This is a genomic window from Pseudoalteromonas sp. APC 3691 (genome assembly GCF_030408135.1).
Classification (GTDB): domain Bacteria; phylum Pseudomonadota; class Gammaproteobacteria; order Enterobacterales; family Alteromonadaceae; genus Pseudoalteromonas.
Genome location: NZ_JASDCB010000001.1, coordinates 46,456 through 59,304, shown reverse-complemented (window position 1 = coordinate 59,304; position 12,849 = coordinate 46,456). Strand labels below are relative to the sequence as shown.

The following is a 12,849-nucleotide window of genomic DNA, read 5'->3' as shown; positions in this document are numbered from 1 at the left end:
ATTTATGAAACATTTACTCCCTGTAATTACCACTTTACTGTGTGTAAGTTTTTATACGCAAGCAAATGATCCTGCTGGTAAAACTATTTTAGCGCGAGGCTCAGTACTTGCGGTTGATGGAAGCTCTGAACAACAACGACAGTTGCAGCGCAGAGATACCGTTTTTGGTGTAGATCGCATTACGACTGGAGAGAAAAGTAAAGCGCAGTTTTCGATGTCGGATGGTGGTTTAATCGCTTTAAAAGAAAATTCAGAACTAAATATTGCTAACTACGAATTTGATGCTAATACCCAACAAGGCTCCGCGTCCATTGAGTTACTTAAAGGCGGTTTGCGCTCTATTTCAGGTGTGATTAAAAAAAATGGCGGCTCTTATAGTGTAAAAACTCCCGTGGGCTCTATTGGTATACGTGGAACACATTTTGAAGTTCAGCTCGTTGAAGGCAATGTATTTTTAGCTGTATGGGATGGCGCAATAGATTTAACGTTAGAAAATAGTAGCGTAGTTTCTTTGGGTGATAACGAAGCATTTTCGTTTGCGCAAATTACAGCCACTGGTGAAGTATTAAAAACGACGCGTGCGGCACGTGTGTTTGATCAAAATATTGTAACGATCGATCCTAAAGATGACAACGAAGAAGAAACTGAGCAAGTAGCTGCAACTGAAGTTGAAGTAAATGCCTTTGAAACAGATGCAGATGCTATGGATGTATATTCTGAACAACAATTTCAAACAGTTAGCAGCGCGTCTTTAGTTGATCAGATAGCTCAGCGCCAAGGTGTATTTAACTATGAAGCATCAAGCTTTAATGTAAATTCGAGTGTAGGTGCTGTTACTGACTTTGCTATGACTATGGCCGTTGATTTTGATAATGGCACAGTGCCTGATGGCGAAATTAGTTTTAATGATGCCGGCGGAAATTGGTATGCAGCCTACAGCGGCTTAATAAATTTAAGCGAACTTGAGCTGGCCGTTACATTTGCATCCCATGGTAACAATAAAGCCGAGGGCGATGTTGATGCAATATTTTTGAATGACCTAGACAACATTACTGGCAACTTTAATCTTAACGAAATAAATAATCCTGATGTAAATGCTAGCGGTTCTTTTAAATTAGAACCATAAACACATTGGATACAAAGCTTTTATTATGGAGTATTTAAAATGACAGCAAAAAATATATTTTTGCTTGGTTCTATGGTGTTTTTGTTAAGTGCTTGTGGAGGTTCAGAAGAAAGCCCTTCTCAAGAAGCTATAAAATCACCTACAGCTGAAGTAATACCGCCAACGGTGACTAGCTATATAAATTTGGCTGGTGTTATAGCGAGTAATCAAACCAAGAGTACAAAAGTTTTAGGTGCTGTCACTTCAAGTAGAGGAGTTGTTGGAGCAAGTTTAGCTAATACTCGCGCTAATATTGTTTTTCCACAAACAAACGACACCGTACAAGGTAATGTTTCTTTTTTACTTGAAGCTTCGGATACTGATGGCATTGCTGAAGTTAATTTAGTACTCCCTAGCGTTAATAAAAGCATATCACTTTGTTCTTCTGATTGTGGTGTTGACTACGAAAAGTCAATTATAGGCCTCAGTCCTGCGCTTTATGGCGTAACTCCAGGGGAAATACGTCTTGAAATATGGATAACTGACACTTTAAATAATCAAGCACTTGCTGATGCAATCACTTTTAACTGGCAACCATATCAAATTGAAGGTGTTACAGCACAACGAGACGAAGATAATATTAATCTTTCGTGGCAAGCCAACCCCGAACTTAATCGTTACAACGTTTATATTGCAACTCAAGCTGGAGTCTCATCTACTAATATTAATGAATTAGAGAATGGGCAACAATTTTTAAGTATTCAAGATACTGCATTAAGCATTACCGAGTCACTTACTAATAAAAGTTACCAAGTACTTATTACCGGTGTTGATGGCAGTGGTGAAAGTGGTTTTGCTAATATAATAAACATAGCGCCAGTGGGTGGAGAGCTTGCATTTGCACCAGAGGCAAATGCCGATCAGTTTCAGATAAGTGAAGATCAAACTCTGCAAGGTAACGTACTAACGAATGATACGAATCAATACAGTGGCGATTTACGTGTAAATGCAGATGCATTAATTCTACCGCAGCATGGCACTCTTAATATAAATGAAAATGGGGATTTTACTTATATCCCTATTGCAAACTTTAATGGTGAAGATGCCTTTAGCTATCAAGTTGCTAACGAGCTAGGTATGACAGACACCGCAGTTGTAGAGATAACCATTTTAGCTGTTAACGACGCTCCTATTGCGCTTGATAATACTTACAGCGTTACAAACAATGGAACCTTAGTTGTCCTATCGCCAGGCTTACTTATAAACGATAGCGATATAGACTTAGATGACTTAACTGTTGATACAACGCCGGTTAGCGAACCAACAAGAGGACAATTAACCCTTTTTGATAATGGTGGCTTTGAATACCAAGGCGAGCAAAATATGCAAGGCCAAGACAGTTTTCAGTACAGAGTTGTTGATGCACAAGGTGCTCAGGCTATTGCAAATGTAACCATTGTAAGTTCAAACACTAACGTAGCCCCTGTAACAAACAATGATAGCTATAGTTTAAGCGAAGATGAAACACTTGTGGTTACAGCAGCCAATGGTGTGCTTAGTAACGATACTGACCCAAATAATGACAGTTTTTCAGTTGATGAAACGTTTATGGTGGCACCCACACATGGCCAACTATTATTAGCAACTGATGGCAGCTTTAGTTATGTGCCGGATGCTAATTTTAATGGTGTTGATCAATTTCAATATCAAGCTATAGACTCATTAGGTGCAACCTCTACAGCCACAGTAACTTTAGTAATAAACAGCGAACCCGATAACCCTGTTGCACAAAATGATGCCTATCAATTTAGCAAAAATAAACTATTTGAAGTAACAGTACAAAATGGCTTGTTAATTAACGACTTTAATATTGAGGCTGGTGATTTATCGGTTAATACCACGGCAATTAATACAACTCAAAATGGCGAACTAACATTAAATGCTGATGGCTCGTTTACCTATCAGCCAGACTTAGGTTTTATTGGTGTAGATAGCTTTACCTATTCAATTTCAAATGAGCAAGGTTTAACTGCAACAGCTCAAGTAACCTTAAGTGAAAGCGGCGTTAATACTTTTCCAGAAGCCAATGACGATCAATATACGTTAGACGAAGACAGCTCTGCCTCTTTTTTAGATGTGCTAGCTAACGACACTGATGCAGATGGCGATACAATAAGTATTTCTAATATAGAAAATACTGCTGGTGAAGCGACTATTGTCGCCGGAAAAATACAGTTTACTCCACCAGCAAATTTTTCAGGTGAAATAGTACTAACTTATACCATTACTGATGGTTATAGCACTGGTAATGAAGGTATAAACGACAGAACAGCAAGTGTGACGATTACTGTTACACCCGTTAATGATGCCCCTACTGCAAATGCTGACTCAGCAACGATGAACGAAGATGCTCCTGCGTTATTAGTTAACGTATTAGCTAACGACTCCGACATTGACGGCGATACTCTTGTGATAACAGCCGCTACTGCAGATAGAGGTTCTGCATCTGTTGTTGATAATAAAATCCAATATACGCCTGCTCCGAATACAAATGGAACCGCAATTATTAACTACACAATAAGTGATGGTAACGGCGGTACTGCAACTACTAACTTAACAATTACTATTATTCCCGTAAACGATGCTCCAATAGCAAACGCAGACTCAGCTACAATAGATGAAGATGCAGCGCCAATACTAATAAACGTATTAGCCAATGACTCAGACGTGGATGGCGACAGCCTTACCATGAGCACAGCATCAGCTAATATTGGCTCTGTATCAGTGGTTGGCAATCAAATTCAATATATACCGGCAGCCGACGACAACGGCTTAGCAACAGTTACTTATAATGTTAGTGATAGCAATGGCGGCGCCAGTACAGCAACGTTAACTATCACTATTACACCTGTAAATGATGCTCCAATAGCAAATGCTGACACGGCAACTATGGCGGAAGATGCAGCGCCAATACTGATAAACGTATTAGCCAATGACTCAGACGTGGATGGCGACAGCCTTGCCATAAGCGCAGCATCAGCTGATATTGGCTCTGTATCAGTGCTTGGCAATCAAATTCAATATACACCGGCAGCCGACGACAACGGCTTCGCAACAGTTACTTATACTGTAAGCGATAGCAACGGCGGCGCCAGTACAGCAACGTTAACTATCACTATTACACCTGTAAATGATGCTCCAATAGCAAATGCTGACACGGCAACTATGGCGGAAGATGCAGCGCCAATACTGATAAACGTATTAGCCAATGACTCAGATGAGGATGGCGACAGCCTGACGATCAGTGCTGCCTCAGCTGATATTGGCTCAGCCTCAGTAGTTGGCAATCAAATTCAATATACCCCAGCTGCGAATACCAATGGACTCGCCACGGTAACTTATACTGTAAGTGATAATAATGGTGGAACCAATACAGCCACAGTCGCTATTACAATAACTGCCGTGAATGATGCACCAGTGACTAATAACGATACTGCAACTATGGCTGAAGATGCAGCGCCAATACTGATAAACGTATTAGCCAATGACTCTGATGAAGATGGCGACAGCCTGGCGATCAGTGCAGCATCAGCCGATATTGGCTCAGTCTCAGTAGTTGGCAATCAAATTCAATACACCCCTGCACCGAATGAAAATGGACTCGCCACTATAACTTATACTGTTAGTGATAATAATGGTGGAACGAACACTGCTACACTCACTATTACGATAACTGCAGTAAACGATGCGCCTGTTGCCAATAACGATACCGCGACCATGGCTGAAGATGCTGCACCAATACTGATAAACGTATTAGCAAATGATACTGACTCTGATGGCGATAACCTAAGCATAACAGCAGCGTCAGCCGATAGCGGTTCAGTATCCGTTGTTGATAACAAACTACAGTACACACCGGCTGCAAATACCAACGGTATTGTTGTTGTCAGTTATACTGTTGATGATGGGAATAACGCTACAGATACTGGTAGTTTGTCAATTACGATTGCTCCTATTAACGATGCTCCAGTTGCGTCAAACCAAGGTTTTAATATTAGCGAAAACGCAACCGATGGCGACACTATTGGGTCTGTTAGTGCCTCAGACATTGAGAACCAAAATTTAAGTTACACCATACTCAGTGGTGCCCCCATATTCGAAATAAATAATGATTCTGGCTTATTAACTGTAAAAGGTGAAAGCCCGTTTGATTTTGAAACAACTCCTCAGTACATATTGAGCCTAGCTATTACTGACGACGGTACGCCTAACGAAACAACTCCTATTAATATAATAATTGATATCACTGATGATATGGAGCCCCTAGTTCCTGTTGAAGATGAAACATTTGGTCGCCCTATAACAGGTGAACTTGAGCTTTCTGGAGTTTTTTCAAGCGGTGAATTTAATGACAGTATTGAGCTAAATAATAACCTTTACTTTGTAGGTTTTAGTAATAACAGCGACAAAGATATTGTTATTGCATCGTATACAACGAGTGGTGTGATAAATACAGCATTTAATGGTGATGGCGTTAAAGTATTAGATTTAGAAAATGATGAACAAGCAACAGCTATCATCTCTGATGGTACAAGCCTCTTTGTTGCTTACACTAGTTTTGATGGCACAAATACCGAAGCATGTTTGTTGAAAATGAATACCGCTGGCGTATTAAGTAATAACTCTGGAGATAATAATTCAGGTATTCACTGTACCGCATTAGCAAGCACCCTCGTGATTAATGACCTTGAATTTAGCGACAATAAAATTCAGGCTGTTGGTAAGTCATTTAATGGTAACGACAACGATAGCTTATGGATAAAATACGACATATCTACGCTCGCTTATGAAGCCGGAAGCCCTAAAATTGTCGATGTGAGCGGCGCTAGTAGAGATGACGAAGCGTTTGCTATTAAAAACTTTAATAGCTCTGATCTTATGGTTGTTGGCAGTGTCACAAGTGCAACTGGTGATAAAGACGTACTTATTCGTTATTTAATTTCTGATGGTGAAAACAATGGAAGCTTTAATGGTAGCGCAGCATTATCGCTCGACTTGTCCAAGAATAATAAAGATGACGAACTATTTGCAATTGGCGGCGCTAAAAACACCGAATTTACAGCTTTTGCAGGTGGTTACATAACTCGTAACAGTGGTGAAAAAGAAGCCGTGGTTTTGGCTATTGATAAAACGGGTACTCTTATAACGAGTTTTGGTGATGCAGGTACTGCTATTTACGATATTGATGGTAACGGTGGTGCAGGTAATGGTGGCGCGAACGTAACAGGCGTAAAATACGAGCCAATTAAAAATGGAATTACTTTATCTGGCACTACCGGTGTTTCAGCTAACGAAAAGTTATTTTCTGCCCGTATTTTAACTTCAGACGGCTCACTTGATAGTACTTATGGTGCATCAGGTATTAATATCATTTCAGATATCAATGGAAAACAATTTGCCAAATCAGCAACTATAGATGCTAATGATACTGTATGGATATCGGGTGTTGTTGACGACTCAACCACCAAACCATTTGTTGCTGCAGTTGACGAGCAAGCCACATTATTTACCAACTTTGCAGACGTTGGTTATCTTGCTTTTGATACTATAAGCGCAGAATCTGACGATCAATCAATGCACGTTTTACAACTTAGCAATGACCCTCATGCCGGTAAGTACATTCTTGCATCAACGGCTAAATCGGACTCAATTACTAAGTTAGTATTAACACGCTTTACGAGTGCAGGTGATATCGATACTAGCTTTAGCGAAAGTGGCCATAAAGAAATTGCCATAGATTTAAGCGCATCTAATATAGCGTTGGTTGAACACAATAGCGGAAGCTTATTTATTGTGGGATCTAAAAGCAAAACTGACGGTGAAGAGGGCTTTATAGCTAAAGTTGAACAGTCTGGTAATTTAGACACTTCATTTGCAACAGACGGTGTATACACAACCTCTGTCAGTGGCGCAGAATTGGTAAACCTGACAGATATTGCACTTGATAACAGCGGTAACATTATTACTGTCGGGTCAATAGTAACAAGTGGTACTCCTAGCCCAATCGTTATAATGTTGACTCCAGAAGGCACCCTTGAGCCTAACTTTGGCACTGGCGGAAGTATCATAGGCTCAGCTTTTGAGTACTATAACCGCGTACATACCGACAATGCAGATATTTTCATTGGTGGTAAGTCTGTATTAAGTGGCACTTCAAAGCTAATCGCATTGAAGTTGAGCTCAAACGGTACTGAAATCTTTAAATATGTAGGTCAAGAAACTACAGATACCGACAATAAAATAGTGCAGATTTTAACTGACACAACGGGTAAGTTATATTTAATAGCAAACCTTATTGATTCGCCAAATAAAGCCAATGTTATTAGGTTGCTTGTTACGGGTACGCTTGATACTAGCTTTGCCGCAAATGGTGTCGGTGAATATACTTTGGCCTCAACCGGTAACACTGAGCTAAGTGGTGCAGCGCTAGATAGCAGCAATCAACTTATTTTAGCAGGCAAGGCTAACAATAAAGGCATGTTAGCGCGCATTTTAACTGACGGTACTTTGGATAATACGTTTGGAGCCAGTGGTGCCGGCTTTTATGAAGCAAGCCAATGTGTCAGTACACATGTGTTTACTTCAATCATCCTGCAAAATGATACCCAAGTTGTTGTAAGTAGCACCTGTAATGACACTAACTCTAACAATGTTAGTATTTCTAAATTCAATTTTGAAGCAGATGGAGCTTAGCCTTAAATTATGAAAGTTGAATTTTTTGGTGTTAGAGGCTCGATGCCTTCAGCTGGAAGTAATACACACATTTTTGGGGGAAATACCTCATGTGTGTACATTGAACAAAACAACGGTAAAGATCTTATTTTAGACTCTGGTACCGGTATTGTAGAACTCGGTACACGTTTACTAGAAACACAAAGTCCTATCAATATTTTGCTAACGCACAATCATTGGGATCATATTCAAGGGTTTCCTTTTTTTAAACCTATCTACCAGCCCAACCGCAATATAACCATTGTAGCTGGCAACGTTGATGATAAAAAAAGCCAAGATGCCATATTAAAGCAAATGAGTGGTTCGTACTTTCCTGTGTGTTATCAGGATTTACCTGCCAATATTACGCTTAATACTGATTTATCGTCTCAAAAGCAATTTACACTTAACGGTTTTTTGGTTTCTACTGCTCCACTGAATCACCCTGGTGGCGGTACTGCTTATTGCATTAAAGCAGATGAAAAAAAGATAGCTTACGTTACCGACAATGAGCTAAACCCACCAGATAAGCTAAACACAAGTATTTGCGAATGGAGTAATTTTATTGAAGGCGCTGATTTACTAATTCACGATGCTCAATTTATAGATGCAGACTTGCCTCTTAAGCATGGTTGGGGTCATAGCACCATAGATCAGGTTGCTGAGCTTGCTATAAAAGCGAGTATTAAAAATGTGATTATTATTAGCCACGATCCATCAAGAACCGATGAACAGTTAGTCGCTATAGAAAAGTATTTACACACGCAGTACGCTCAACAGGTAAAAATAGAATGCGGCCGAGAAGGACGAGTTTTTGATTTTTAGTCTATCAAGGAGCGTTACTCATTAGCTTCTTAAAACCCATTACCTCAAAGCACTTTTTTATTGGCGCTGTTATTACATTATTAATTGCATCAATAGAGTTATTTTCAACTGGGTCGCTTGCAAAGTTAGTTAACCGTGTAGAAGGCATAATATACGACTCTCGGTTATTACTGACGCTTTCAGAGACGCCTAGGCGCATCGATGAAACCGTTGTAATAATTGATATCGATGAAAAGAGCATGCAAGAACAAGGACGCTTTCCTTGGAGTCGCTCAAAATTAGCCGACCTTGTTACAAAGCTTAGCGATGCAGGTGTTATTGTTATTGCATTCGATATATTTTTTTCTGAACAGGAAGAAAACCCTGTTACAAAAATTATGTCTGAGATTCCTGATTTATCAAAAAAGTACACCATCCCCTTTGCTGAAATTACTAAACAAGTCGATGCAGACTCAAAGCTAGCAAGCGCATTATCTAAAAATGATACTGTTCTTGGTTTTTTATTAATTGATGAACAACTCACAAATCAAAACTTGCCAGCTAAAAGCAGTGTTGTATGGGCAAATGCAGATCATACTAATTCACAAATAAACCAGTTTCCTGGTGCTATTGTAAATATTCCTCAGTTACAAAATGCGACAACGGGTACCGGTTTTATCAATGCACATAGCGATGAAGATGGTTTTATACGTAAAGCAGCTCTTGTAAATCGAGTTGGCGATACACTCTACCCTTCTTTAGCACTTGAAGTTGCTCGGCTGTATACCCTTGCTGAAAACATAGAAACCCGTTCCAATATGTTAGATGGTATAACCTTATTCGAAGGTATAAAGTTTCAAGATAAGTGGATTCAAACTGATGAGTATGGGCAAGTATTAATTCCTTACAAAGGCCGTGCGCATAGCTTTCCTTATTATTCGGCTACCGATATTTTGACTCAGCGAATTGGCTCAGAGGAATTAGAAGGCACTGTAGCGTTTATTGGCACATCGGCAATTGGGCTCGCTGATTTAAGATCAACACCGGTTGGTTTGCAGTACCCTGGTGTTGAGGTACATGCCAACATATTTGAAGGATTAATGCACCCAGAACTACTTCCATCTAAACCTAATTGGTCACTGGGGGCAAGCTTACTCATCATTGCATTAACTGGTGGCGTATTATCGTTTTTTAGCCACGGTAAGAGCGCACGTTTTATTATTATTTTGTCTCTTATAGTCACAAGTGTCGTTATATTTTCAAACGTTTATTTATGGTCAGTACAAAAAATTAGTTTACCTTTATTAATGCCTCTTTTACTCATCATTATATTAGCCGGTTATTACATCATTGTAGGCTCTATCGCTGAAATGAAACACAGCCGAAAAATAAAATCTATGTTTGACCAATATGTTCCTCCTGAGCGTATAAACCAAATGATACTGCAAGGTAAAAGTTTATCTCAAAAAAGTGAGCGAAAAAATATGACTGTGTTGTTTGCCGACATTCGTAGTTTCACTTCACTATCAGAAAGTATGACCCCTCATCAGTTAAGTGAATATTTAAACGAATATCTTACGGCTATTACCAAAATCATATTTGATCATCACGGAACTATTGATAAGTACGTAGGCGATATGGTGATGGCATTTTGGAATGCCCCACTAAAAGATGAAAATCACGCTCGCCATGGTGTTGAAGCCGCAATGTCTATGATCCACGGGTTAACGAAAATAAATCAGTTATTTGCAGAAAACAACCAGCCTGCAATAAAAATAGGTATCGGTTTAAGTACTGGCGACATGAATGTAGGTGATATGGGTTCGGTTTACCGTAAAGCCTATACAGTTCTTGGTGATACTGTTAATTTAGGTGCTAGAGTAGAAAGCTTGACCAAATTTTATGGCGTAGCTATTCTTGTTACAGAAGAAACGATGAAGGAATGCCCTCATATTTCATTTCGTCTAATAGATAAAGTGCAAGTTGTTGGTAAAACAGCTGCTGTACAGTTGTTTGAACCTATAAACTTTACAGATAAGCTCGATGAAGAGCAGTTAAATGAAGTTAAAAAGTCGCAGCAGGCCATAACGCTTTTTTATAATAAAAACTGGCCACAAGCACTTAGCTTATTTAAAGAACTACACAGTACAACCGTATTTAGCCCCAACATTTATGCCATTTTTATTGAACGTATTAAGGGCACTGATTTGCAAACACTAGCTAAGGATTGGAATGGTGCCTTTAAACATACTCAAAAGTAGTAAACATATGCGACAGCACATTAAAGACAAAACAAATCTTCAACACTTTATCGATATTAGCATTAGACTAACAACCGAAAAAAACTCGTCTAAGTTACTTGATGAAATACTGCAAGTTGTAATGTCGATAGCAAATTCTGATGCTGGCAGCATTTACTCTATTACCTCAAACAAACAACTAAAGTTTGAAACAGTAATAAACAAATCATTGAATCTTTATTTAGGCGGCACATTAGGTGGTCCTGTTGATTTTCCTAATATAGAGCTTTTTATTGATGGCAAACCAAATGACACCGCTATTGTTGCGCATTCTGTTAATACAGGGGAAGTAATAAATATTCCTGACGTGTATGATGCCTTGCCTTTTGATATGAGCGCTGCACGCAAAATGGATGCTCGCACGGGTTATCGTTCTGAGTCCATGCTAACAATTCCTTTAAAAGATCATGAAGATGACATTATTGGTGTAATCCAGCTTATAAATGTAAAAGATGCGCAAAATAAAAACATTCCTTTTAGTGAAGAGCTCGTCACTCTGATTCGATCTTTTGCCTCTTTAGGCGCTATTTCACTAACTAACTCTACTTTAGTTAAAGATATGGAAGTGCTTTTTTCAACGTTTGCCGAAGCTATCGCAATGGCAATAGATGAAAAGTCTCCTCACACGGGCGGCCACTGTAAGCGGGTACCAGCACTGACGTTAATGCTTGCTGATGCAGTGCATAAAATAGATAAAGGTCCACTAGCAGATTTTATAATGAGCCCAGAGGATCGCCATGAACTAAGTGTTGCGGGATGGCTACATGACTGTGGGAAAATTGCTACTCCTGATCATATTATGGAAAAGTCGACCAAGTTAGAGACTATTTTCGATCGCATAGAGTTTATTGATGCTAAGTTTGAAATAATTAGTCGAGATTTAGAACTCTCTTATCAGCAGCAAATTATTTCAGCAATAAAACAGAACAAGTCGGTTGAGGTTTTACAATTTGAACGATTGCTTGAAACTGAGCTTAAACAACTAGCCCTCGACCGTGCATTATTACAGCGGGTGAATATTGGCGGTGAGTTTTTGGGCGAAGAAGAACAAGCCCATATACTGAGAATATCAAAACAGTATTCGCTTAAAATAAACGGCGAAGAAACACCTCTACTGACTGATGATGAAGTAGAAAACCTCATGATACGACGCGGCACACTTACCCAAGGTGAGCGCGAAATCATGAAACGCCATATGGATATAACTAAAAATATATTAGATATTTTGCCGTTCCCTAAACATCTTAGTAATGTAGCTGAATATGCATTAGGTCATCATGAAAAACTTGACGGTACTGGTTACCCAAGAGGTTTAACCAAAGAACAAATGTCGGTGCCTGCAAGGTTAATGGCTATTACGGATATTTTTGAAGCACTCTCTGCCGTAGACAGGCCCTATAAAAAAGCAAAACCGGTAAGTGAATGTTTGAATATTCTAGGGAACATGGTTAGTAATAATCACCTTGATCCTGATATTTTTGCTATTTTTATTGAGTCAGAAGTCTATAAAAATTATATCAACGAATATGCTAACCCAGAGCAGCTAGATGAGGTAGATTTTGATAACTTACCTGGTTACACACCTATAAGTTAGCACCTATAAAGTAATATCTTTATTCAAAATGTGCTTATTACAGTCTATGACTATTCAAACAAAAAAATGCCACCTGACGGTGGCATTTACACACGGGGTTATTTCTACTTATAGAAATACTTTTACTTTTTATTTTTTTTTGTATTGTTTTATTAACAAAAAATATGTGCCCAAAGGTAGCATTTAGTGCTTTGTGTAGCAACAGTAAAAGATAAAGTTCATATATCTGCCATATTAACGTCATAAAAAAAGCGCGAAGTAAATTCGCGCTCATA

At 39.0% G+C, this 12,849-nt stretch carries 5 protein-coding genes; all 5 read left to right on the top strand.

Going from position 1 to position 12,849, the window contains the following annotated elements; all coding sequences use genetic code 11:
- The first annotated feature begins 4 nt into the window (after positions 1-4).
- From QL998_RS00220 to QL998_RS00200, 5 genes are read left to right on the top strand one after another with little or no spacing between them, the layout of a single operon-like run.
- Complete coding sequence (locus tag QL998_RS00220; protein ID WP_182195591.1) at positions 5-1,126, top strand: FecR domain-containing protein; 1,122 nt, start codon at positions 5-7, stop codon at positions 1,124-1,126.
- A 39-nt stretch (positions 1,127-1,165) separates the two neighbouring features.
- Entirely contained in the window at positions 1,166-7,858 is a 6,693-nt protein-coding gene (locus QL998_RS00215) for an Ig-like domain-containing protein (protein WP_290191881.1), read from the top strand.
- Positions 7,859-7,867: 9 nt separating this feature from the next.
- Entirely contained in the window at positions 7,868-8,701 is an 834-nt protein-coding gene (locus tag QL998_RS00210; protein WP_024605050.1) for an MBL fold metallo-hydrolase, read from the top strand.
- 20 nt (positions 8,702-8,721) lie between these two features.
- Entirely contained in the window at positions 8,722-10,941 is a 2,220-nt protein-coding gene (locus QL998_RS00205; protein WP_290191944.1) for an adenylate/guanylate cyclase domain-containing protein, read from the top strand.
- A complete protein-coding gene (locus QL998_RS00200; protein ID WP_154903978.1) occupies positions 10,913-12,574 on the top strand; it encodes an HD family phosphohydrolase in 1,662 nt (553 codons plus the stop codon). The genes QL998_RS00205 and QL998_RS00200 overlap by 29 nt, the downstream gene beginning before the upstream one ends.
- The last annotated feature ends 275 nt before the right edge of the window (positions 12,575-12,849 follow it).